We start from the raw sequence: 23192 nt of genomic DNA, 5'->3' as shown, positions 1-23192 counted from the left end.
GAACCTCCCCGTTCCCGTCCCTCACTGGGCCACCGAGGTTATTTGACATGTCCGAGCCGGTCAAATCTAGGTTGACGGAGTGTTCGAATGGGCTGCTACCGTAGTCGGGCACCAGGCAACAACTCCTGTGCCACCAAGCGGTTTCGCTTGACCAGAAGGGTCCAGCTCATGTCCGAACCGGCACGCGTCGAGTACACCTTCGAGGTGGAGAAGGACCACCCGGCCTCCGTGACGCTCCATCATGCCGAGGGCGGAACCGCCATCGTCGTGAACCCCACTGCCCGCACCGTCAGGATCTCGATCAATGAGGTAACGGCAGGGCCCGGACAGTCGTGCCCCCACGACTCCGGGTCAGCGCTGGCGCGCGAGTCCCCCGCCTCGGTCGCCGATGACGCATGGTTCAAGTCTTCGTACAGCGATGCGGGCCAGACGGAATGTGTCGAAGCGGCCTTCCGACCGGGCGGCATCGCCGTACGGGACTCGCAGGAGCCGGATCGGGCCGTACTCGCTTTCTCAGCAGGCGCCTGGGGGGACTTCGTCCGGGCCGTTCGATACGGGGAAGCGGGCCGCATCTAGGTTTCGAAGCGCACGCCACACACCTCGATCTCTCGGCTGGGCATCGCGATCAGCCGGCCGGCACCCTGATCATCGCCTACGGAGCGATCACTCTGAAACGGGCGTCATCTGCTCCGCCTTGTAGCTTCATGAGCCACGACTGATCGATGATGTCGACGCGGGTTCCGCGCCGCTGCGGATCGAGGTGCCAGCACGGCCGGACTCGGCTTGTACAGCCCAGGAGCAGGAGCACGTACGACCACAGGGTCACCCGAACGTTCCCACCTCGGCTTCGAAGTGGAGCTGCGCGCGGTCGAGGATGTCGTCCGGGTCGAGGCCGTGAGCTGTGAGCCAGTGCAGTAGGTCCAGGACGAGGCCCGTCGCCGACTCTTCCAGGGCCGGTCGGTGGCTGAGCCGCGCGGCCGGACTGCCGACCGCACGGCCGTAGGTCTCCATGACGGTCGTCGCGCGCTGGATTCGGCGGCGGGTTTCGTCGGGAGTCAGCGGAAGCTCGCACCAGACCGCTTTGCCGGCCGCGGTGGGAGTCGTGCCCCAGGTGGCTGCCAGGGCGGCGAGGAGTTGCAGACCGCGGCCGGACTCCTCGTCGCAGGCCGGGTGGAGGCGCTGGGGTTCCTTGTCACTGCTGTCGTGCAGTTCCACGCGTAGCTGATCGGCGTCCGCGTCGAGGACGAGGGTGGCCGCGGAGCCCTGGCCGACGTGCTTGATCACGTTCGAGGCCAGTTCCGTGGTGATCAACTGTGCTTCGTCGGCGAGGGCCGACATCCCCCAGGCGGCTAGCTCGGCTTTCACGGCTCGGCGGAGGCCGGCCAGTTGGAGCGGTTCGGCGGCGAAGGGGAGGATGCAGCGGCGTGGTTCGGGGTCGGTGACTGAGTAGCGGTGCATGGCCACACTCCTTGGGCGCTACGTCAGCGCTGCGCCCAGTCGTATCCGTACGACTGCGCTGCGTAGTCTCGCTGATGCGAGTATGGCACTGAGAAGTCTCGCTATGTAACTTCTCATGGCGTTCTCGGAAGAGTGAATCCGGTGGTGTGCCAACTTCGGCCGCCCATAGCCTTGTTGCGTCGGCCCCCTCGTGGCCGGCTCGGAGGGAGAGGTAGTCGTCATGCCAGCGCGGGCCACTACTCGACGACGCCAGCTCGGCGTCATGATGCGCAAGTTCCGGGCCCGCAAAGGGATGACGCTGGAGGAGGCCGGGCGGCTCGTCGGGGTCTCGAAGGCGACCGTCAGCCGGTACGAGACGCAGGAAGGGCCTGTGAAGTGGCCCATCGTGGACGCGCTGTGCCGTGAGTACGGAGCGAGTGAGGCGGAGCGCGAGGCCGTGGTGGGCCTTGCCAAGGACGCGAAGCGGCAGGGGTGGTGGAACTCTTTCGCGGATTCCCTGCCGGAGAGCATGAACCTGCTGTTCACGTTGGAGGACGAGGCGGTTCGGGAGGACCACTTCGCGTGTCTGTATGTGCCGGGGCTTCTGCAGACGCGCGGCTATACGGAGGCGGTGCAGCACGCGTCGGAGATGCGGCTGTCCGCGGAGGAGATCGAGCGGTTGGTCGATCTTCGGATGAAGCGGCAGGAGATTCTGAGCCGACCGAAGCCACCGCACCTGTGGGCCATCCTCGACGAGTCGGTGATCCGGCGCGTGGTCGGCTCGCGAGAGGTGATGCGGGAGCAGCTGGATCACTTGTTGAGGGCCAACGAGTCTCCGGACATCACGCTCCAGGTCCTGCCGTTCGCCAAGGGCGCGCACTCGGCCGCCATGGGGAGCTTCGTGATCCTCGGGGGTGCCGAGCCCTCACTGGACGTCGTGTACGTCGACATCCACGTCGGCTCGCTCTTCATGGAGAAGGACGAGGAACTGGAGCGCTACCGGGTCGCGTTCGACTACCTTCGCGCTCAGGCGCTGGACATGGCCTCGTCCTCCGCCCTCATCGAACGCGTCCGTGAGGAGATGTGATGCGCGAGCCCGGCATATCCGAGAGAGACGGCGGCTGGTTCAAGTCCTCCTACAGCGGTGCCGGCAACACCGAATGCGTCGAGGCGGCCTTCCGGCCGGACTCGACCGCCGTGCGGGACTCTAAGGATCAGAGCGGTCCCGTGCTCGGGTTCTCGCACCGCGCGTGGTCGGACTTCGTGGCCGCTGTGCGTCACGGACAGCTCGGCTGAGATCCCGTCTCGCGTCCCTGACCGCTCAGGACAGAGATGGAGAAGTGCGCCGATGACACCTCTCATTTGGCACAAGAGCAGCTACAGCAACGGAGCCGGAGGCAACTGCGTCGAGGTGGCCGGTCTGGCCGGTGAGGGGACCGCGGTGCGGGACTCCAAGGATCCGGGTGGGCCCGTGGTCGGGTTCTCGGGTGGCGCCTGGCGGGACTTTGTCGCGGCGGTGCGGAGTGGTCGGTTGGGCTGAGACCGGCTGGGCTTGGACCGGGTCGAGGGTCCGTTCGGGGTGCCCGCTGCGTAGGGTCGGGGCGAGGAGATCCTTGGAGTGGGAGGTATCGGGATGGCTGGAGTGCCGGCGGGTGTCGTGGCCGCTAGTGGGTTGGTCGGTGGGTATGGGGTTGCCCGGTGGACCAAGAAGCGGCCCTTGGGTGGGGTTGCCCTGGCCGCCGCCGGGGCGGTGGCCGCTCGGGGGTGGCGGGAGAAGGCGGGGAACGGGACGGCGGCCGCGCTGAGTGCGGCGTATGTGGCCGCCTTCGCCGGGTCGCATCCGCTGGCGAAGAAGATCGGGGCCTGGCCGTCCGTGTTCGCCGTCGCCGGTGGCGTCGCCCTTGCTTCGTGGGCTCTTGCCGATCGGCGGTAGGCGTTCGGTTCGTAGGCGTACGCATGACGAGGGGCGGGCGGGGCCTTGCGGCCCGCCCGCCCCCTCGTATCTCGTATCGCGTATCCGTGCCGCCGGACGGCCTGCGGCCTCAGTCCGAGGCCGAGGTCAGCAGGTCCAGTTCCGGCTGGGTCAGCTTGAGGTCGACCGAGGCCAGGAGGGCCGGGAGCTGGTCGACGGTGCGGGCGCTGGCGATGGGGGCCACGACCGTGGGCTGGGCGAGGAGCCAGGCCAGGGCGACCGTGGCGGGCTCGGCGCCGTGGTTGGCGGCGACGTCGTCCAGGGCGGCGAGGACCTTCTGGCCGCGCTCGGTCTCCAGGTACTTGGCCGCGCCCGTGGAGCGGGGGCTGTCGACCGCGGTGCCCGGACGGTACTTGCCGGTGAGGAAGCCGGACGCCAGGGAGTAGTACGGGAGGGTCGCCAGGCCGTGGCGGGCGGCGACGTCGGCCAGCTCGCCCTCGAAGGTGTCGCGCGAGACCAGGTTGTAGTGGGGCTGGAGGGCGACGTAGCGGGCCAGGTTCTCCTGGGTGGAGAAGGTGAGCTGGGCCTCCAGGCGCTCGGCGCTCACATTGGAGGCGCCGATCTCGCGGACCTTGCCCTCCCGGACCAGCTCGTCCAGGGTGGTGATGATCTCCTCAACCGGCACCGACGGATCGTCGTAGTGGGTGTAGTAGAGGTCGATGTAGTCGGTGCCCAGCCGCTGGAGGGATTCCTCGATGCCCGACTTGATGGCGGACGAGGTCAGGCCGCGCGGCTCCGGGACCCCGGCGCCCACCTTGGTGGCCAGGACGATGTCGGAGCGGTTGCCGCGGGAGGCGAACCACTTGCCGAGGATGATCTCGGACTCGCCGCCCTCGTTGCCCGGCACCCAGGCGGAGTAAACGTCGGCGGTGTCGATGAAATTGCCGCCCGCCGCCACATAGGCGTCGAGCACCTCGAAGGACTCGGCCTCGTTCGCGGTCCAGCCGAAGACATTCCCACCGAAGGAGAGCGGGAAGACGGACAGGTCACCGATCTTCTGCTTGTTGTCAGCCATGTATTCCCTCAACGACTGACTGGAAGAGGTTGTTCCACCACACCCGCGCGGATTGCGCCGTGCCGGGCACGAACAACCGGCGGCCCTGGCGTCAAGGGGGGAGAGAGCGCCAGGGCCGCCGGGGTATCAGGGGTAACCGTGGTGTCAGGGGTGTCAGAGGTGTCAGGGGTTCTGTCCGTGCTGGCGCAGCCAGGGCATCGGGTCGATCGGCGAGCCGCCGCCGGGCCGGACCTCGAGGTGGAGGTGCGGGCCGGTCACATTGCCGGTGGCGCCGACGCGGCCGATGGTCTCGCCCGTCGTCACCTTGCCGGAGGTGACGACCATCGAGGACAGGTGGCAGTACCAGAGCTCGGTGCCGTCGTCGAGGGTCAGCACGATGCGGTAGCCGTACGAGCCGGCCCAGCCCGCCTGGGTGATGGTGCCGCCGTGCACCGCCTTGACCGGAGTGCCGGTCGGGGCGGCGAAGTCCTGGCCGGTGTGGTCGGCCGACCACATGTCGCCCGCCTGGCCGAAGCTCGCGGTCAGGGTGTACGAGCCGACGGGGAGGGTGTACGCGGCGGCGAGCCTGGCCTGGCGCGCGGCCTCGGCCTTCTTCTCGGCCGCCTCCTTCGCCCGCTGCTCGGCGGCCTTCTTCTCCGCCTCGGCCTTGGCCTTGGCCTGGGCGGCCACCTCCGCGGCCTTGTCGGCGGCGTCCTTGGCGGCGGCCTTCGCCGCGGCGGTGCGGTTGTCCTCGTCCGCCGCGTTCTGCTGGTTCTCGGCCTGCTGGAGGATGCGGGCGCGGAGCGCCTCGCCCGCGTCGGTGGTGCCGCGCTGCTCGTCCGCGCTGGTCAGACCGGCCTGGGAGAGCGGGGCGGCGGTCGTCTGGGCGCCGTCGCTGTCGCTGTCGTCCGACATGAAGGAGCCGATGCCGGGCAGGTCCTTGGCGGCGGGCAGACTGGCCTTGACCTCGTCGGCGACATGGCCGAGGTCGGGCAGGGATATGGGCGCGGCCGGACGGTCCTTGGCGCTGGCCATACCGCCCGCGCCGACCGCCGCGATCATGCCGACCCCGAGGACGGCGCCGCTGCGCGCCATGGTCCCGCCCCGCTGCTTCACCACGCGGTGCCGGCCACGTACGGGAGCGATGGAGTCCTCGGTGGGGTTCCACTCCTCCCAGGACTCGGTTTCGAAGCCGGCGCCCGGGGTCTCGGGCGCGTCCCCGTCCGCCTGCCGATCGCCGGGGGCGAAGTACCGGTCGTCGGGGGCGAAGCGGCCACCCCCGGAGCTCGTCCCACCCCCGGAGCTCGTCCCACCCCCGGAGCTCGTCCCGCCGCCGGCGTCGAAGCCGGGGCCGTAGGCGGTGGCGGTCCCCGAACCGCCTCCCCCTGTGCGATACGGAGCCTCGTCCAGGACAGACCTGTTGGACGCCACGGAGGCGCACTCCTTTCCTTCCCTCTCGCCTACCGGGTTAGCTGACGGGTTCGGAGCAGGAAGGTCTCCTACGGGTCAGGTTCGACCCGATTCACCCCAAGGTTGTTGGTTCCCCGGTTCCCTTGGTGTTGCTGGTGGTGCGGTGCTGCCGCTGTGCGTACGGGATTCGGCGACGGCGCACGGTGCCGCCCTTGCGACGGTTGTGACGACCGCGCTGCGTTATCGAACGTTAATAGAGAGCGGGATGTGATTCCAAGCCGTTCCGAGGAATCCGCGCACCTTTGGCATGAACTTAGCGCCCATGGAGGGACAGATGGGGGCGAGTCAACACCTCGGGCAAGGGTTGGCAAAAACGCGGTCCGGCTGATCGTGTGTCAATTGTTATGCGGAGGGAGCTCGGTTGGTTACGCACCGTGTGCGGGGCCGCCGGCGCTCGTACGGGCGTCGCGACCGCCCGCGTTCCCGTTCGCCCGTCCGTTGCCGTTCCCTCGTCCGTTGCCGTCCCCCCGTCCGTTGCCGTTCGCCCGTCCGTTGCCGCGGGCCGAGGTCCGGCGGACCGCCAGCAGCGCCATGTCGTCCGGCGTCCCGCCACCCGTATGGCGCTCCACATCGGCCACCAACGCGCCCACCAGCTCCTGCGGCTCATCGAAGCGTTGGCCGCGCAGCCGCTCCTCCGGGTCGTAGAACTCGCCGTTCCGGTCCCGGGCCTCCGTCACCCCGTCCGTGAAAAACAGCAGCGTCTCCCCCTCCGCGAACCCCAGCTCCTTGACCCGGTCCGGCCAGCCGTCCATCTCCCCCATGCCCAGCGGCAGCGCCCGTGCCTCCGGTTCCAGGGCGCGCAGCGCGCCGTCCTCGTCCAGCAGCAGCGGCGCCGGATGGCCCCGGTTGATCAGCCGCAGGGTGGAGTCGCCGCGCGGAATCTCGGCCACCACGGCCGTGGTGAACCCCTCGACCACCTCGAGGTCGGCCCGCCGGGCGCCCTCGCGTTGCAGCGCCCGCTCCAGCCGGCCCACGAGCGCCTCCAGGGTCGACTCCTGCTCCGCCGCCTCCCGGAAGCAGCCGAGGAGGATCGCCACGACCTCCACGGCTTGCAGCCCCTTGCCACGTACGTCCCCGATGATCAGCCGTACGCCGTGTGGGGTGTCCTGGACCGCGTACAGATCACCGCCGATCGCCGCGTACTTCTCCGCCGGTACGTACCGCGCCGCGATCTCCAGCCCGGCGAGACGGTCCGGCGGCGCGGGCAGGACGGCGCGCTGAGCCGCCTCCGCGACACCGCGCGCCGAGGCGAGCCGGTGGTAGCCGAGCCGCACGATGCGGTTGATCACCAGCGCGAGCACGGTCACGGTCGCAACCGTGACGATCTCGGTGGCCGCCTGGGTCGGGTCCGCCACCCCGTGCAGCTCCGCCAGCAGACAGGTCGTGAGGACGGCGGCGACGGCCGTGACGACGGTCTGGCGCAACGGTAAGAGCGCCGCGGCGACCAAGGGGGCGGCGGCGAAGAAGGGCGAGGCGGTGTAGCCGGGCGGGGCGGCCAGGTCGTAGGCGATGCCGCCGAGGACGAGGACGGCGGGGACCCAGCGGGCCAGCCGACGGCCCGGCGGCCCCTCGTCCGCCTCCTCGGCCGCGCCGGACCTCGCACCGGGAGCCGCGCCGGCCTCCGGGGTGAACGGGGCGGACGAGGGGGACGAGGGGGACGAGGGGGACGCGTGGGCGGAGGCACCGGTCGAGGCGCTGGGGCCGAGAGGCGTACGGAGGCGGTTACGGGGCCTGCGGACGCGCGGGCCGCTCAGCCGTGACCAGGCCGTACGCCACTCCGCACGGGCGCCCGTACGAGCCCTGCTCCCTCGCACCCGCACCGGCTTCTCTCGCTTTCCCTGGTCCGTGCCCCGGTATCAGGCTTGCGGGTGCCGGGCCGCGATGCGAGTCGGTGTCGGCCATGTGGGGGCGTCAGGCGACGTTTCCAGATCGGTGATGGTGGTGTGCTGGAACCCGAGTGGCCACGGAGGGCATGCCTCCGGGGCCACTCGCCAAGCATGGCGTTCGCCCGGACTCAGAATCCGTTACCTTGGCCGCCGCCATAGCCCTTGTTGTCGTGGCCCCTGTTGTCGTGCCCCTTGGTGCCGTAGCCCTTGTTGTCGTGGCCCTTGTTGTCGTGGCCCCTGTTGTCGTGGCCCTTGTTGTCGTGGCCCCTGTTGTCGTCGGAGGTGTCGTCGGAGGTGTCGTCGACGGCGATGTTGGCGCACTTGCTGCCGACGTTGATGTCGCCGGTCGGGGAGAGCACACCCAAGCCGGCGATCGGGCCGGTCGCGGTGTCGCAGTCGTTGCTCTGGACGGCCGCGTCGGAGTTGGTGAAGTTGATGCACTCCGAGCCGACATCGGTGTCGCCCGTCGGGGCGCCCAGGGCGCCGCTGATGATGGCGCCGGTGGCCGTGTCACACGCGTTGGTCTGGATCGCTCCCAAGCTATCCAGGCCGTGGGCGGACGCTCCACCCGCGCTCCCCAGGGCCAGAGCGCCTGCCGCTACGGACAGGAGAGCTGCCTTCATTCCGATGTTCACTTGGTTCCTCCAGAAAAGCCGATCCGCGAACAAGCCAGACGCTCACATTGAACGAACGGCGATCCGCGCGGCACCGGAGGCGCGCAAATGCATCACCCAATAAGATCTAACGATCAAATGATTACAGGTCCACACCGAGCGCGCGGGCGTGGCGGTCGGCCGCGAGTTCCGCCGAAACCTCGTCGAGGTACACCTCGCACACCAGCCGTCCGTCGCGGGTGAGATTGTGCTCCAGCTCCCACAGCACGATCTCGTCCCCTCCGGCGAGCAGGAAGGCGTGCTCATAGAAGCGGCACCAGGTGGCATCGGGCCCGCCGGAGCGGCGCCGGGGCTTGGGCGCGAGGGCGATGTCATGGGCGAACGCGGTGGCCAGCAGCCGCTCGGTCTCCTCGCCCGGACGGTCGGCGTTCTCCGCGCGGCGCAGGACACGGCGGGCGTGGTCGGCCGAATCGTCGGCCACATACGCACGCGAGCTCTCCACCGGCTCGGCCGTGTGCAGCAGCTGATCGGGAAGCCACAGGGGTAATCCGTCGAGTTCCTCCCAGCGGGCGCCACCGATGCGCTCATGGACGCGGCGCTCGGCCAGCGCCAGGGCGTCCTCGTCCGCGTAGAGCTCGTGGAGCGGGCGGTTCTCCTCGCCGGTGTTGTGCTCCAGTTCCCACAGCAGCAGGCTGCTGCCGTCGGGGAGCAGGAAGACATGCCGGTAGGTGCTGTACCCGAGCTGGCCGCGCTGCTCGTTGCACTGCCGGCAGGACCGCAGCTCGGACTGGTGCATCAGGGCGCTCCGCGCCTGGGCCAGCACCGCCTCGCCGATCTCGAAGCCGTTCTGCGCACGGGCGAGCAGCCCGTCCATCAGCTCGGACGGCGTACCGTCCGCTCCTGAGTGCCCCATGTCTCTCCTCCCGCCTCCCGGCGTTGATTCGCCGCGCCCCCCGGGCGACCACCTCGCGCACTTAGCGTAGCGGCGTGAACACACGCCGCGCTGCGGTTCGGCGAAGCTGTCGATTGACTGTGCCTCACTCACTCCTGCGCCGGAAAGCCTGGATGTATCACTCGTCCGACTGGTCGAACAAGTCCGGAGGCAGGGGGATGGGCGACCCGGCCGGTCACCGCGGGGACGCCTCCCCGCCGCTTCCCTGCCGCCTCCGCGCCACCGCTCCCGCCATCGGCGCGCCACCCCACCGCCTGCGCCGCCTCCACCGCCTCCGCGCCATCGGCCGGCGGTCGAGCGGCCGAGGGCCGCCCCCGGCTCCGTCTCGCCGCTCCCGTCCCCCGGATCCGTCCCGCCGCTCCCGTCTCCCGGATCCGTCCGCCCGATGACCGTCTCCGCCATCCACATAAAAGAAACTCAGATGTTCGCTGGGCCAAATGGCTCGTGTATTGGTCCCCCTTAGCGGGATTCTCGGAGAACACGCCCCGGAAGAGCCGCGCTATGCCGGACGGGTGAAGCTGACTGGCACCCCGAAGCCTTAACTGATGAGCTTCGTTGTGTCATGCGTCCGTGAATTCGCGGAGCAACCCAGACGGAGGAATCAAGTGAACATCGGCAAGCAGGCAGTTCTCCTCACCGCAGCCGCCGGCGCTCTGGTCATCGGTGGCGCGGGCGGTGCCCTGGCCAACAACCACGACGACTTGATCGCGCAGATCAACAACTGTGACACGCACACCGGTGCCATCACCCAGGTCGGCGGTATGGCGCCCACGGGGGAGGTCGAGGTCGGGGCCGACTGCGTCAACTTCACGAACATCCAGGGGCAGGCGGTGCTTCAGGAGAACAACTGCGACACCACAACTGGGCCCATCATGCAGATGGGTGGAGCCTCCCCGACGCGCGATGTCAATGTCGGCGCCAAGTGCGCCAACATCGCCGTCAACGACAACCCCTGAGTCGCTGACTCTCTCACGGTGTTCCCGCCCGCGGCGGCCACACCGTGAGGCATCCCCCCGTTGGGAATCGCGGCCCTGGAAGTCTTCCTTCCAGGGCCGCTGCCACGAAAAGGGCTTCCGGTGACAGTGCTGAGCGCACCGCCCGGAAAGCCAATTTGGAGGCTTTATGCACATGCGCAAAAGGACGGCGCTTCTTGTGACGGCCGTGGGCGCGCTGCTCATCAGCGGCACGGGCGGAGCCGACGCCGCCGACCCCGGTCCCGGCCTCGTGGCCGGCGCCAACGGCGGGAGCCAGAGCAATCGCTGCGACACCAGTTCCGCAATCGGCCCCGTCACGGTCGCCGCCAGTCCGACCGAAATCAGCAATGAGACCGACTGCGTCAATTATGCCGAGTCGGGCGTGGCGGAGCAGAAGAACCGCTGCCGTACCCACTCCGTCATCGGCCCGATCACCATCGCGCTGGCCCCCGGAAGCGAGGTCGACAACCGGACCAACTGCGTCAACATCAGCAAGTCGGGTCACGTGAGGAAGCAGACCAACGACTGTGATTCGACCTCGGTGGTCGGCCCGATCACCATCGGCCCCGGCGAGGTCAAAAACGGGGCCAACTGCGTCAATGTGGCGAGCTCCGAACCGGAGAACGGAAAGCAGAAGAAGAGCGCGGACGGCGCGAAGAGCGGGAAGAGCGGCAGTCAGGGCGGTCGCCAGTAGCCCTGAATCGCTGAGCACTTCCGGAACTCACCCCGAGCTCCGGGAGCGCCCCGCTCATCGTGAACGCGGCCCTGGGGGAATTACCCCGGGGTCGCGTTCATGTTGTGATGATTAACGGTCCGTCCCGCCATGGGCCGACTCCTCTCGGCTCGACCCGGATGGTTTCACCGACTTCACCACCGACTGAATATACCTTTACTGTGGCGGACGGGTGATGCTCTCGGTAATTCCGGATCCCGATCTTTGGTATCTCGTTGATGAGGTGTCTGCGGATCATTCGCGGAGACCCTGATATGGAGGCACCAGCACAATGCAGATCGGCAAGAAGGTAGCTCTCATGGCCGCGGCGGCCGCGGGCACAATGGTCGTCGGCGGCGCCGGCAGCGCGAGCGCCCACGGTCTCTCCCCGCACGTCGGCGGCACCGCTCAGCTCAACTCCTGCGACCTGAACCAGGGCGCCACCACCCAGGTCGGGGGCATGGCTCCCACCAGGGAGATCACCACCGGTGCGGACTGCATCAACTTCGCCAAGGGTGTGAGCGGTTCGGTCCTCCAGGCCAACGACTGCGACACGACCACCGGCGCCATCTCCCAGATGGGTGGAGCCTCCCCGACGGGCAACGTCGAGGCCGGGGCCAAGTGCACCAACATCGCGGTCGCGGAAGAGCCGATCGTGGTCGTGCATCAGAACCCGCCGAAGAAGCAGAAGGCCAAGGAGCAGCACAAGGCCAAGGAGCACCACAACAAGGCCAAGGAGCCGCACAAGGCCAAGCACTCGCACAAGACCAAGCAGTCCCACAAGGCCAAGGACCAGCACAAGGCCAAGAAGCACCACACCAAGGCCAAGGCGAAGAAGAAGGACTGCAAGCACTGACGGTCGAGCACGCGGTCAGGCAGGCGGCGCCCCTGGAAGCAGGACTTCCGGGGGCGCCGCGGCGTTCAGCGGTCGTCACGCCTCTTTTCTCAGCATCCCGCGAGGGCCGGTACGCACTGGTTCGGGTTGTTCCCCGAGACCGTGGTCGCGGTGAGCGAGATCGCGCCGCCGTCGGTGAAGATCCCGCCACCTTGACCGCCATTGGCCGTATTACCGGTAACGGCGTCGCTGATCATTTGTGTGGTGCCCGCGTGCTGGAAGACACCGCCGCCGTTCAGCGTGGCGGCGTTCTGGGACACCGTGGTGGACAGCACCCGCAGTGCACTGCCCATATTGGCGATACCGCCACCGAAACTGCCGGCGGTGTTCTCGAGCACCCGGCTGCCGTTGATCGTGAGATCTCCGATCGAGGTGACAATACCTCCGCCCTCGAAGTTCGTCGTTCTGTTGCGCTGCACCGTGACGGCGCTCAGCAGCGTTGTTCCATAGTTTTCGAGGCCGCCGCCCGAGCTGTCGGCGATATTGTCGGAAATGGTGCCGCCCGAGACACTGAGAGTGGCCGAGGTATTGACGTGAATACCGCCACCGTCCCCAGCGGAGTTATGCGTCACATCCGTGCCCGAAAGCACCGCCGAGCCGCCCGAGGCGACCTCGATACCACCGCCGACGTTGCTCGCGGTGTTGCCCGTGACCGTGGACTGGGCCAGCCGCAGCGTGCCCCGGTCGAGGACGCCACCGCCGTCGGTGCCCGCCCCCGAGGTCGCGCGGCCGCCCGAAAGGGTCACGCCGTTGACCGTAAGGCTTCCACCGGGCGCGACCTCCGCGATCCGGAAGTCTGCGGCGGACGCGCTGCGTCTGATGGTCGCTTGGATGCCGGTGATGCTTACGTCGCGGGTGATGAGCGGCAGTCCGTCGGGCCCGTTGGGACCGGTGTACGCCGCCGAACCCAGTGTGTACACACAGCCCGTGGCCAGGACGACGCCCCCGCCCGAGGCCGAGCTGTTGGCCTCGTTGACCGCGGCGACCAGCGCCGCCGCGTCCCCGCAGGGCACCGGGACCGCCTGCTCGCCGTCCCCTCCCCCGCCGCCCTTTCCCTCGGCGGAGGCCGGAGCGGAAACCGCCCATGCCGATACCGCCAGCGCCATGATGGGGATCAACCCCCGGATCGTTGTCACGAGTCGCACGAGCCGTCTCCTTACGCGTTCCTGAGCAGCAGCAGGTTCAGGCTCTGCGGTCGAGCAGCGATCGGCACCCGCTCAAGCGCCGGTCGAGTGAGACTCGATCTTGCGTACGAGGCGGAGGGCGACCCGCCCCCGGCTCCGGGGCCCGGACGACGGGCAGCGGGCGGCGGACAGCGGGCAGCGGACCCTCAGGGACGAGGAAACCGCAGGTCACCGATGGTGCCTGCGGTCTCCGAGGTGGGTCATCAGGGGCTCGAACCCTGAACCAATGGATTAAAAGTCCACTGCTCTGCCAATTGAGCTAATGACCCGCACCCCCGCAGCATAGCTCGGCCAGGGGCCAACACCCGAGCCAATACCCTCCGGGAGCGAAAGGCCGTGCAACAGCACGGTGTTGCACGGCCCTCTTGACGCCTCGGTCAGACGCCGGTCAGACGCCTCGACCAGGCTCCCCGATCAGGTTCTCCGGTCAGGTTTCTCCGGTCGGGCCGATCAGCCGTTGCGCTTCCAGCGCGGCTTGTCGGCACGGCGGTCGAAGGACCGGTCGTGCGAGCCGTGGGAGCGCTCGTAGGGACGGCCGCCGGTGCCGCCGCCCCGGTGGTCGTCACGGCGGGCCGGGCGGTCGTCGCGGCGGTCCCGGTTGAACGGACGGTCCCCGCCACGGTGGTTGTGGTCGCGGCGTTCGAAGGGACGGCCGCCACGGTCGTTGTCCCGGCGGTCCCGGCCGAAGCCACCGCGGTCATCGCGGCGCTCGTACGGGCGGCCGCCACGGTCGTCACGGCGGCCGAAGCCACCGCGGTCATCCCGGCGGTCGCGGCCGAACGAGCGATCGTCACGGCGGTCCCGGCCGAAGCCACGGTCGTTGTCGCGACGGTCGAAGGAACGGCCACCACGGTCATCGCGGCGATCGTCCCGACGGTCATCGCGCCGGTCATCGCGCCGGTCCCGGTTGAAGCCACGGTCGTTGTCCCGGCGGTCGAACGAGCGGCCACCACGGTCATCACGGCGATCGTCCCGGCGGTCCCGGCCGAAGCCACGGTCGTCCCGACGGTCATCACGGCGGTCCCGGCCGAAGCCACGGTCGTTGTCCCGGCGGTCGAAGGAACGGCCACCACGGTCATCACGGCGATCGTCCCGACGGTCGTCACGGCGGTCATCGCGCCGGTCCCGGTCGTACGAGGAGCGGCGCGGCGCCTCGGCGGTGCCCGTGCCCTCGGCGGCCGCCGCCTGGGCGGCGGGCACGGTCGCGGGCTCCGCCGTACGCTGCGCCGGCAGCGTCACCGTGGCCTCGGCCACCGCCGCCCCGGCCTCGGCCGCCGACTCCGCCGACTCCGCCGGAACGACGGTCTCGCCGCGCTCGCGGGCCGCCCGCGCGGCCAGCCGGTCGGCCTCCTCGCGGAGCTCGACCGCACGCCGCTGCACCCGCTCCAGCTCCCGGGTGAGGTCCTGCGCCTCGCGCTCGGCCTGCTTGGCGGCGTTCGCGGCCGCCTCCGCCTGCACCTCGGTGAGCGAACGCGCACCGGTGATCCGCGCCACGTCCTCGTCGAAGGCTCCGGCACCGCCCACGATGTGGCGGGAGGCGTCGACGCCCGCGTCCTCCATCAGCCGGAAGATCTGGCGGCGCTGGTGCGGCAGGGCCAGCGAGACGACGGTGCCGCTCTGGCCCGCCCGCGCCGTACGGCCGGAGCGGTGCAGATAGTCCTTGTGGTCACCGGCCGGGTCCACGTTCAGCACCAGGTCGATGCCGTCGACGTGGATACCGCGCGCGGCGACGTCCGTAGCGACGAGCACATTGACGTACCCGTCCTTGAAGTCGGCCAGGGTGCGGGTGCGGGCGCCCTGCGTCATGCCGCCGTGCAGCGCGTCGGCACGTACGCCCGCGTCGCACAGCTGCTCGGCGACGCGGTCGGCGCCCAGCTGGGTCCGCACGAAGATGATGGTGCGGCCCTTGCGCGCCGCGATGGCGGCGGTGACCGGCGCCTTGTCCTTCGGCTTCACGACGAGCACATGGTGGGTCATGGTCGAGACGGCGCCCGCGGACGGGTCCACCTCGTGGGTGACCGGGTCGACCAGGTAGCGCTTGACCAGGGTGTCGATCTCGTTCTCCAGCGTCGCGGAGAACAGCAGCCGCTGCCCGCCCTGCGGCACCAGGTCGAGGATCTCGGTGACCTCCGGCAGGAAGCCCATGTCGGCCATCTGGTCGGCCTCGTCGAGGACCGCGATCTGCACCTTGTCGAGGGACGCGGCGCCGCGCTCGATGATGTCGCGCAGCCGGCCCGGAGTGGCGACGAGGATGTCGACACCGCGCTCCAGGGCGTAGATCTGATTGCCCATCGAGGTGCCACCGCAGACGACCTTCAGCTTGAGGCCGAGCACATCGCCGTAAGGCTGAAGCGCGTCGCTCACCTGCATCGCGAGCTCACGGGTCGGGGTGAGGATCAGACCGCGGGGGCGCTTCTTCTCGGTGTGGCCGCCGGCCAGCGTGGTCAGCAGCGGAAGGCCGAACGAGAGGGTCTTGCCGGAGCCGGTGCGGCCGCGGCCGAGAATGTCGCGTCCGGCGAGGGCGTCAGGGATGGTCGCGGCCTGGATCGGGAAGGGCGTGGTGACGCCGTTCTGCGCGAGCTTGCGGACGATCTGCTCGGGGAGGCCGAGGTCGGCGAAAGTGATGTCGGGCGCCTTAGGGGTCTCGGAGGCTTCCGTGGCGGCGTGCTCGGACGGCTCGGCGTGGGCGGTGTGCTCGGACGACGGCGTCTGGTCGGCCTGCTCGGCCGACGCGGTCGGCTCGCTCGGCACGGCCTGCTCAGTCGGTACGGCCTGCTCGGCCGAAGCGGACGCGGTCAGCTCAGTCGACGCGGTCGCCTCAGTCGGCTCGTCGAGGGTGGGCATGACGGCGTGGTCAGTGGAAACGGACATGCGAAATGCGAAACCTTCCGGAGTCTCGGCACGCGCCCAAACTCCGTGTGATGTCGCAAACAACCGCCTCGATGCGGTCAGCCACGGGATAGCAAGGAACGCGCCTCACGGCGCACTTCTCCAAGGCGCCGGGCAAATGGGATCAAACGATCTACCACCATACGCACCTTCCCCCCTCAAGAGCAAATGCGCTCCGTTCGCGCCGTGTCCCCTGCACCGCGTCCCCTGTGCCGCGTCCCCCGTGCTGCGTCCCCTGTGCCGCGTCTCCTGGCCTAGCCCGCCGACTGATCGGACGGAGAAGCGGGCGGGGTCGCGGGCTCGGCGTCGGTCGGCTTCGGGTCCGGTGCGCTCGGCGGCGGACTCGACGGCCGGGGCGCGGGGGCCGCATCGGACGGGTCGGCGCCGCCCGGCTGCGGCGGCGCCGAGGGGGCCGGGCGGTGGTGCGGGGCCCCGGCCCCGCCGGACGGGACCGAAGGGGCGGCCTCAGGGTCGGTGGCGGAGGCCGAGGCCGACCGGTCCTCGCCGTCCTTCCGATGCTCGCCCTTTTCCCCCTCCTTCTTCCCCTTCTCTCCCTTCCCGTCCTTCCCGCCCTTGTCATCCTGATCGGAACCTGCATCCGCATGCCCCCTGCTGTCCGACCGCACCACGGCGCCGCCCGTGTCCGCCGCCTCGCCCTTCTGATGGGAGCCGCGGTGCTTGTCCGGCCGCTCGGGATCGTCGGAGATGCTCATGCAGCCGCCCAGCGCCATCGCCGCGGCCACGAGCGCCGCGACCGCCGCCCCGCGCGTCGCGGCACGGGGCGCGTGCCGGGAGGTCCGAGGGGAACGGGCGGTGCGAGGAGCGGGGAATCCGGGCATGCGCGGGACACCTCCAGGCAGCAGTGATGTGACGCCCTGCCCAACTGGCCCCGCCCCGCCCAGGACACGCATACGGTACGGACCCGGCCCGTCCCGTAGACCGCACGTCCGGCGTCGGCCGTAGCCCGGACCCTGCCGATGTCCGGCGGCGGACGTAGCTCGGATCAGCCGTGCCCGGGGTCGGCCGTCACCGAGATCAGCCGCGCCCGGGGACCGCCATACCCGGGATCGGCCGTCACCGGGAACAGCCGTCACCGGGAGCAGCCGCCCGGGATCAGCCGTAGCCGGGAACAGCCGGGCGCCGGGCCGGCCGTAGCCCGGGGCCAGCCGTAGCCCGGGGCCGGGCGTAGCCAGGGACGGGGGCCAGCCGTGCCCAACGCCAGCCGTGCCCAACGCCAGCCGTGCCCAAAGTCAGCCGTAGCCCAGCGCGTGCAACCGGGCGTCGTCGATCCCGAAGTGGTGTGCGATCTCATGGACCACGGTCACCTCGGTCTCCTGGACGACGTCCTCCCGCGTCTCGCTCATCCGCAGCGTCGGCCCCCGGTAGACCGTGATCCGGTCCGGCAGGACGCCCGCGTACCACTCACCCCGGTCGGTGAGCGGCGTCCCCTCGTAGAGCCCGAGCAACTCGGGGTCGTCCGCCGGTGGCTCGTCCTCCACGAACACGGCCACGTTGTCCATGAGCCGTGTCAGCTCCGGCGGGATCCGGTCCAGCGCCTCGGCGACCAGTTCCTCGAACTCCTCGCGCGTCATCTCCAGCACGAGGCCATTGTCGGGCAGCCCGGCCCGGAAAGGCGCGGTCCGCGCCAAGGTATCCGCGCCACCGCCCAGGCATACGCCTCCGCACGCCCAGGCATACGCCTTCGCGCGGCCGGGCATACGGGATCAATGGCCCGCGAACCGCTCCGGCTGCTCCGCGCCACCGCTCAGCGCGCACGTACCGCGGCCGTCGTCCCTCTCCGCCGCTTCCGCCCCCTCCGCCGCTTCCGCCTCCTCCGCCGCCCCTCGCCCATCCCCTCATCCACCCCCTCCCTCGATCCGACGGCGCTCGACCACGCGGCGCTCGATTCCACCGCGCGCCCTCGCCCCCTCGTCCGCGCCGCCGGGCTGGCCGCCGTGACCGTCCTCGGCGCCTGGATCGGACTGCTGGTGGTCGGCAGCGTCCACATCTCCGTGGGCCCCATGGACACCCGGATGGCGCTGCGGCCGTCCCTCACCGGCGGCACCAAGATCAACGTGGCCCCGCTCGGCGCGCTCGAGCTGAACAGCCACCACGCCCCGCTCCGCCTCGACGTGGATGTGGACCGGCTCGACCCCGTACGGTCCCAGGCCCTCGTCGACCATCCCGAGCGGCTCTCCGGGCTACAGGACGAGGTCGCCGGCGATGTCACCCACGGCACCCTCGACCTCGCGTTCCGCTCCTGCGTCGCCGTCGTCTTCGGCGCCACCGCGCTGGGCCTGGCCGTCTACCGCCGCCCGCGCCGGGCGATGGCCGCCGGGGGGCTCGCGCTCACGCTGCTGATCGCCTCCGGGGGCGCCGCATACGCGACCTGGAACCCGAAGTCCGTACTGGAGCCGCGCTACTCCGGGCTGCTCTCCAGCGCCCCCTCGATGGTCGGCAACGCGCGCAGCATCGTGACCGACTTCGACGTCTACCAGCGGGAGTTGGCGCGGATGGTGACCAACGTCACCCAGCTCTACGAGGCGACCTCGACGCTCCCCGCGTATCAGCCGGACCCGACCACCATGCGGGTGCTGCACATCTCGGACGTCCATCTCAATCCGGCCGCGTGGCACATCGTGGAATCGCTGGTGCGGCAGTACAAGATCAATGTGATCGTCGACACAGGTGACACGATGGATCACGGCACCTCCGCCGAGAACGGCTTCCTCGACCCCGTCTCCGACCTCGGCGCCCCCTATGTCTGGGTACGCGGCAACCACGACTCGGCGTCGACCCAGCGCTACCTCGCCCGGCGCAAGGGGGCGCATGTCGTGGACAACGGCGAGGTGATCACCGTCGGCGGGCTGCGGATCGCGGGCATCGGCGACCCGCAGTTCACCCCCGACCGGTCCGCCGCGGCCGCCGGCGACGCGGTCGAGCACCGCGCCGGACGGCGGCTGGCCGAGGCGATCCGGGCCCGCAAGGCCGCCGGCGCCCCGGTCGACATCGCCCTCGCCCACAACCCGATCGCCGCCCGGGAGACCGACGGCACCGTGCCGCTGGCCCTCACCGGGCATGTCCACCACCGCCGTACGGAGGTGCTGCCGGGCGGTACCCGGCTGATGACGGAGGGCTCGACGGGCGGCAGCGGGCTGCGTGCGGTGGACGACGGCACACCGGACAAGGTGCAGGCGTCGGTCCTCTATCTGGACCGGGACACCCGACGGCTCCAGGCGTGGGACGAGATCGATCTGGGCGGTTTGGGCCTGGCGAAGGCGGAGGTCAGCCGCCATTTGCCGGCCGAGAACCGGCCGGGGGCCACGCCGACGCCCACCACTCCGTAAACCGTTTTGGCGAACCTCACCGGCATCCCATATGCTTCTCGCGTCCCCGAAAGCGCCGCGAGGCGCCCAGGTGGGCCATCGGCCCTCATCGTCTAGTGGCCCAGGACGCCGCCCTTTCAAGGCGGTAGCACGGGTTCGAATCCCGTTGGGGGCACCACCTTATGTAGTCACCGCAGGTCGGAACGTACCTGCCGGTGACTTTTTTGTACGCCCGGATCGGTACGCACGGATCGGTACGCGCAGAAGCCACCGGAGCTCCCGACCCCACCCCCCGGCCCCCGGCCCCCGGCCCCCGGAATGGCTTCCTCCCCGACGTGGTTGTACGCAGCGGACCCGCCGCAGACCCCACACGAGGGAGCGCAGATGACCGTCCAGGATGTCGACCGGGTGAGCTTCGCCGAGGAGTGGCAGCGGTGGCACCGCGACCACGAGCAGGCGCTCGCCAGTCCGCACGGCTTTCTCGCGATCACCAGCCTGCGGTGGCTGAGCCCGGAGCCGGCCCGCTTCGAGGACGCTCCCGGGGCCTGGTCCAGCGGCCCGGACGGCGTGGTGGTCGAGCTGGCCGAGGGCGAGGAGCTGACCGTCGACGGCACGGTGGTGCGCGGCCGGTACGTCTTCGGCGTGATCGCCGAGCGGGACAGCGTGTACCCGAGGTACGGCGACGCGGTGATCGAGGTCGCCAAGCGCGGCGGCCACGACATCATCCGCCCCCGCCACCCCGGCAACCCGCTGCGCACCGCCTACACCCGCACTCCCGCCTACACCCCCGACCCCCGCTGGGTCCGCACCGGCCGCTACCTCCCCTTCGACGCGCCGCGCGCGGTGACCGTGGGCGCCGCGGTGGAGGGACTGGAGCACGTCTACGACGCGCCCGGACAGGTCGAGTTCGAACTGAACGGCGAGACCTTCCGGCTCACCGCCTTCAACGGCAGGCGCCCCGGCAGCCTCCTGGTGCTCTTCACCGACGCGACCTCCGGCGTGACCACGTACGCGGCGAACCGCTCCCTCCAGATCGACGCCCCCGACGACGCCGGCCGGGTCACCCTCGACTTCAACCGCGCCACGAACCTTCCCTGCGCCTACACCGACCTCGCGACCTGCCCCCTGCCGCCCACCGAGAACCGGCTGCCGCTCGCGATCGAGGCGGGCGAGCGCATCCCCCTGGAGCGCGGCGGACAGCCCTGACCCGCCCGCCCCGGCGTCAGACGACGGTCACGGCATGCCGGACGACGGCGTCGAACAGATAGCCCTGGGTGTTGTAGACCGCCTGATCGGGCTGGCTGCGGCCCGCGGTGTCGGTGGCACGGGCGAGCAGTTCGGCCGGCCCCGGCGCGGAGGGCCGCCATGGGAGGCTCCACCGCACCCAGCCGTCCGGACGCGGGGCGTCCCGGCGGCGGGCCGGCCGCCAGGTGGCGCCGCCGTCCGTGCTGACCTGGACATCCCGTACTCCACCGGCGCCGGACCACGACCTGCCGTGCAGCTGGTGTGTCCGGCCTGCGGTGAAGGTCGCGCCGACCGCGAGTTCGAAGGCACTCTTGATCGTCTGCCGGGTCAGCGGTGGGCTGCCGCCATCGGGGTGGTCGGGGCCGAACAGCCGGTAGAAGTCGGTGTTCCAGGGGGAGAAGAGCGGTTCGGCGGAGACCTCGATATCGCCGACCCACTTGATCGAGGAGATCCCCACCCAGCCGGGTACCAGGACCCGTACCGGGTAGCCGTGGTCGTACGGCAGCGGCTCGCCGTTCATCTCATACGCGAGGACCACGTCGTCCAGGGCCTTGGCCAGCGGCAGCGGCCGCCGTACGCGACCCAGGTTGACGCCGTCCGTGACGTACTCGTCGTCCAGGCCGCGCGGCATGACGTCCACCGCGGTCCCGGTGAGCCCGGCCCGCCGCAGCACCTCGGCCAGCCGCACCCCGCGCCACCGGGCGACCCCGACCGCGCCGAGCGTCCATGCGGTGCCGGTGACGGTCTGGCCCTGCTGGGTGGCGTAGTAGCCGCGACCGTTGCCCGCGCACTCGACGAAAGCCGAGCGGGTCACCGAGGGCATCGCGCGCAGCTCCTCCAGCCCGAACTCCACCGCCCGATCGACCCCGGGCGCACCGCGCAGTCCACTGCCCCAGAGCTTCAGCCGCCATGTCGTGGCGTCGAGTACGGGGGTGCTGGTGTGGTTACGGACGAAGAACCGGTCGATGGGGGTGTGATAGCCGACGCCCCTCAGGGACTCCCACTTGGTCTCCGCGTTGGTGCCGCGCACGGTGAACCACGAGTCGGGGAGGGGCTTGACGATCCCGGCGGCCTTCGGGGTGGTGGCAGCGGCCCGGGACACCGGGGGAAGGCCGGCTGCCGCGGGCACGGCGGCGAGCAGCGTGAGCAGTCGCCGACGGGACACCCCGTCGGCTCTGGCCTGTCCGGCAAGCCACTGCCGCAGCCGCTCACGGTCATACGAGGCTTCTTCGCCCCTGGGGGTGCGGGGGACGTGTGTCATGGCAGTCCACAGTCCTGTTCTGTGCGAGGACGCGTACGAGGACACGTACAGAGGTCCTGTTACGGAGACTCTGTTACGGAGATTTGCGGAGCTTGCGGAGAAGCTGAGACCGACCTCCGGGGCTCGCTCGCCCCGGGCGTGCTCAGCGGCAACAGAGGAAACAGCAGCAACAACGGCAGGCTCGGCACAGGGCCGGACACCTCTGCGCGCCGTCACATACGGCGGCCATCACCGGGCTGCTGGAATGCACAGGCTCATCGTAGGGCGGAATCGATACAGCGTCAGCCCTACGGCCGATGGCCAAACCACCCACGACGGTTACACACCGCACCCATTCGATCACGCGGGGCATTCGGCTCCCCCGCCGCCGCCTGCCCTCCCCACCGCCCGGTGAGCGGTCAGAACAGGGTCGGAGGTCTGATACGCTGATCCAGCGACAACGACGCGGCGGAGAAAAATCAAGCCCCGGTTCGAACGTCGCAAAGGAGTGTGAATCCACGGCGGGAAATCCCGTTGGGAGCACACGCCACCATGTGCGAGACTCGTGCTCGTACACGCAAGGTCCTGTGGAGCAGTTTGGAGTGCTCGCCACCCTGTCAAGGTGGAGGCCGCGGGTTCAAATCCCGTCAGGACCGCTGCGGCTGGGTAGCTCAGTTGGTACGAGCGTCCGCCTGAAAAGCGGAAGGTCGCCGGTTCGACCCCGGCCCCAGCCACCGCAGCCCTCACCAGGGCAAAGCCCCCTACCGGTGTATCCGGAGGGGGCTTTTCGTCGTGTGGTCACTACGCCGCGTCGGTCAGACGTAGGCGCAGATGGCGAAGACGCTGATGCCCATGTTGTCGGTGGCGGTCTGCCGGCCCAGGCCGATCCAGCCCCTTCCGTCGTCGGTGGGGAAGCTGCCGACGAGGATGGCGGTGTCGCCCCGTGCCTCGGCGCCGCCGCCGATGACCTTCTTTCCCTGAGGGCAGTACACGGTGCGCCGCTGGAAGTTCGGGACGTTCTCATTGGGCAGTGTGACCAGTTCGTACCCGGGCACTCCGGCGCCGGGGCGGGGGGTTTCGTGGGGGACGGGCGCCTCGACGCGGTCGGAATCGGTCGTCTGGACGCCGCTGTGCTGGACGCCGCTGTGCTGGACGCCGCTGTCCTCGCCGCCCTGTGTTGCCGACGCGACGCCTGGCGTCAGCGCCATGGTCAATGCCGCGGCAGCGATGACGAGCCTTCCACGCATGTGTGTCTTCTGTGTGTCTTCCCTTCGTCACGGGCCCCTGGCGGAGCCGACACCGTGAGAAGCGTGACCAGGCAATGCAGAGAGTAAGGCATGAAAGTATGCAAATCCCACGAAGGTGGGAAGCGTGCGGGGCGTACGGGCGCGCCCGCGCCGTC

General features: G+C 70.0%; 22 protein-coding genes, 4 tRNA genes and 1 riboswitch. Of the genes, 13 read left to right on the top strand and 13 right to left on the bottom strand.

Annotated elements, in window-relative coordinates; all coding sequences use genetic code 11:
- Positions 1-87: 87 nt before the first annotated feature.
- Positions 88-576 carry a DUF397 domain-containing protein gene (locus tag PS467_RS22535; protein ID WP_311036778.1) on the top strand — a complete coding sequence of 163 codons (489 nt, stop codon included), beginning with the start codon at positions 88-90 and terminating at the stop codon, positions 574-576.
- Between the two features lie 246 nt (positions 577-822).
- Here PS467_RS22535 and PS467_RS22530 read toward each other — a convergent pair whose 3' ends face one another.
- The gene (locus tag PS467_RS22530) at positions 823-1458 is read right to left on the bottom strand and encodes an ATP-binding protein (protein WP_311036777.1); all 636 of its coding nucleotides are present in this window, start codon (positions 1456-1458) and stop codon (positions 823-825) included.
- A gap of 220 nt (positions 1459-1678) precedes the next feature.
- Here PS467_RS22530 and PS467_RS22525 point away from each other — a divergent pair, with 220 nt between their 5' ends.
- The 4 genes from PS467_RS22525 to PS467_RS22510 all read left to right on the top strand — a co-directional run bounded on the left by PS467_RS22525 (position 1679) and on the right by PS467_RS22510 (position 3370).
- Entirely contained in the window at positions 1679-2524 is an 846-nt protein-coding gene (locus PS467_RS22525; protein ID WP_311036776.1) for a helix-turn-helix domain-containing protein, read from the top strand.
- Positions 2524-2733: a DUF397 domain-containing protein gene (locus PS467_RS22520; protein WP_311036775.1), complete on the top strand. Its 210-nt coding sequence runs from the start codon at positions 2524-2526 to the stop codon at positions 2731-2733. The genes PS467_RS22525 and PS467_RS22520 overlap by 1 nt, the downstream gene beginning before the upstream one ends.
- A gap of 52 nt (positions 2734-2785) precedes the next feature.
- Entirely contained in the window at positions 2786-2977 is a 192-nt protein-coding gene (locus tag PS467_RS22515) for a DUF397 domain-containing protein (protein ID WP_311036774.1), read from the top strand.
- 93 nt (positions 2978-3070) lie between these two features.
- Complete coding sequence (locus PS467_RS22510) at positions 3071-3370, top strand: hypothetical protein (RefSeq protein WP_268973461.1); 300 nt, start codon at positions 3071-3073, stop codon at positions 3368-3370.
- Between the two features lie 109 nt (positions 3371-3479).
- Here PS467_RS22510 and PS467_RS22505 read toward each other — a convergent pair whose 3' ends face one another.
- From PS467_RS22505 to PS467_RS22485, 5 genes are all read right to left on the bottom strand, one after another.
- Positions 3480-4424 (bottom strand): aldo/keto reductase, encoded by a 945-nt coding sequence (locus PS467_RS22505; protein WP_268973460.1) that lies wholly within the window; start codon positions 4422-4424, stop codon positions 3480-3482.
- Between the two features lie 162 nt (positions 4425-4586).
- On the bottom strand, positions 4587-5834 hold the full coding sequence (locus PS467_RS22500; RefSeq protein ID WP_311036773.1) for a M23 family metallopeptidase: 1248 nt from the start codon (positions 5832-5834) through the stop codon (positions 4587-4589).
- 11 nt (positions 5835-5845) lie between these two features.
- Positions 5846-5989: riboswitch (cyclic di-AMP (ydaO/yuaA leader) on the bottom strand.
- Positions 5990-6238: 249 nt separating this feature from the next.
- On the bottom strand, positions 6239-7693 hold the full coding sequence (locus PS467_RS22495) for a PP2C family protein-serine/threonine phosphatase (RefSeq protein WP_311036772.1): 1455 nt from the start codon (positions 7691-7693) through the stop codon (positions 6239-6241).
- A 194-nt stretch (positions 7694-7887) separates the two neighbouring features.
- Entirely contained in the window at positions 7888-8298 is a 411-nt protein-coding gene (locus tag PS467_RS22490; protein WP_311036771.1) for a hypothetical protein, read from the bottom strand.
- A 217-nt stretch (positions 8299-8515) separates the two neighbouring features.
- Complete coding sequence (locus PS467_RS22485) at positions 8516-9286, bottom strand: DUF6227 family protein (RefSeq protein WP_311036770.1); 771 nt, start codon at positions 9284-9286, stop codon at positions 8516-8518.
- A gap of 644 nt (positions 9287-9930) precedes the next feature.
- On the opposite strand from PS467_RS22485, the gene PS467_RS22480 reads away from it, so the two are divergent.
- The 3 genes from PS467_RS22480 (at position 9931) to PS467_RS22470 (ending at position 11867) form a co-directional block, all read left to right on the top strand.
- Entirely contained in the window at positions 9931-10281 is a 351-nt protein-coding gene (locus tag PS467_RS22480; RefSeq protein WP_311036769.1) for a hypothetical protein, read from the top strand.
- Positions 10282-10486: 205 nt separating this feature from the next.
- Positions 10487-10993: a hypothetical protein gene (locus tag PS467_RS22475; RefSeq protein ID WP_311036768.1), complete on the top strand. Its 507-nt coding sequence runs from the start codon at positions 10487-10489 to the stop codon at positions 10991-10993.
- 310 nt (positions 10994-11303) lie between these two features.
- Positions 11304-11867, top strand: coding sequence for a hypothetical protein (locus tag PS467_RS22470; RefSeq protein ID WP_311036767.1), 564 nt, complete (start codon positions 11304-11306; stop codon positions 11865-11867).
- Between the two features lie 89 nt (positions 11868-11956).
- Here PS467_RS22470 and PS467_RS22465 read toward each other — a convergent pair whose 3' ends face one another.
- The 5 genes from PS467_RS22465 to PS467_RS22445 all read right to left on the bottom strand — a co-directional run bounded on the left by PS467_RS22465 (position 11957) and on the right by PS467_RS22445 (position 17580).
- On the bottom strand, positions 11957-13024 hold the full coding sequence (locus PS467_RS22465; protein WP_311036766.1) for a right-handed parallel beta-helix repeat-containing protein: 1068 nt from the start codon (positions 13022-13024) through the stop codon (positions 11957-11959).
- Between the two features lie 262 nt (positions 13025-13286).
- A tRNA-Lys gene (locus PS467_RS22460) sits at positions 13287-13359 on the bottom strand.
- Between the two features lie 181 nt (positions 13360-13540).
- Positions 13541-15961: a DEAD/DEAH box helicase gene (locus PS467_RS22455; protein WP_311036765.1), complete on the bottom strand. Its 2421-nt coding sequence runs from the start codon at positions 15959-15961 to the stop codon at positions 13541-13543.
- Between the two features lie 272 nt (positions 15962-16233).
- Complete coding sequence (locus PS467_RS22450) at positions 16234-16818, bottom strand: hypothetical protein (RefSeq protein ID WP_311036764.1); 585 nt, start codon at positions 16816-16818, stop codon at positions 16234-16236.
- Between the two features lie 411 nt (positions 16819-17229).
- A complete protein-coding gene (locus tag PS467_RS22445) occupies positions 17230-17580 on the bottom strand; it encodes a metallopeptidase family protein (protein ID WP_180990685.1) in 351 nt (116 codons plus the stop codon).
- A 126-nt stretch (positions 17581-17706) separates the two neighbouring features.
- Between PS467_RS22445 and PS467_RS22440 the strand changes: the two genes are divergently transcribed.
- The 3 genes from PS467_RS22440 to PS467_RS22430 all read left to right on the top strand — a co-directional run bounded on the left by PS467_RS22440 (position 17707) and on the right by PS467_RS22430 (position 20511).
- Positions 17707-19326 carry a metallophosphoesterase family protein gene (locus PS467_RS22440; protein WP_311036763.1) on the top strand — a complete coding sequence of 540 codons (1620 nt, stop codon included), beginning with the start codon at positions 17707-17709 and terminating at the stop codon, positions 19324-19326.
- A gap of 81 nt (positions 19327-19407) precedes the next feature.
- Positions 19408-19483 (top strand) — tRNA-Glu (locus PS467_RS22435).
- A 206-nt stretch (positions 19484-19689) separates the two neighbouring features.
- Positions 19690-20511, top strand: a complete 822-nt coding sequence (locus PS467_RS22430; RefSeq protein ID WP_311036762.1) for a DUF1684 domain-containing protein — start codon at positions 19690-19692, stop codon at positions 20509-20511.
- Positions 20512-20527: 16 nt separating this feature from the next.
- On the opposite strand, the gene PS467_RS22425 is transcribed toward PS467_RS22430, so the two are convergent.
- Positions 20528-21811, bottom strand: coding sequence for a sulfite oxidase (locus PS467_RS22425; protein WP_311036761.1), 1284 nt, complete (start codon positions 21809-21811; stop codon positions 20528-20530).
- 560 nt (positions 21812-22371) lie between these two features.
- Between PS467_RS22425 and PS467_RS22420 the strand changes: the two genes are divergently transcribed.
- Positions 22372-22446 (top strand) — tRNA-Asp (locus PS467_RS22420).
- Positions 22447-22450: 4 nt separating this feature from the next.
- Positions 22451-22524: transfer RNA gene (locus PS467_RS22415), tRNA-Phe, on the top strand.
- Positions 22525-22605: 81 nt separating this feature from the next.
- On the opposite strand, the gene PS467_RS22410 is transcribed toward PS467_RS22415, so the two are convergent.
- Entirely contained in the window at positions 22606-23037 is a 432-nt protein-coding gene (locus PS467_RS22410; protein ID WP_311036760.1) for a hypothetical protein, read from the bottom strand.
- Positions 23038-23192: the final 155 nt, after the last annotated feature.

The organism is Streptomyces luomodiensis, from assembly GCF_031679605.1.
Classification (GTDB): domain Bacteria; phylum Actinomycetota; class Actinomycetes; order Streptomycetales; family Streptomycetaceae; genus Streptomyces; species Streptomyces luomodiensis.
This window is presented reverse-complemented; position numbering and strand designations above follow the sequence as displayed.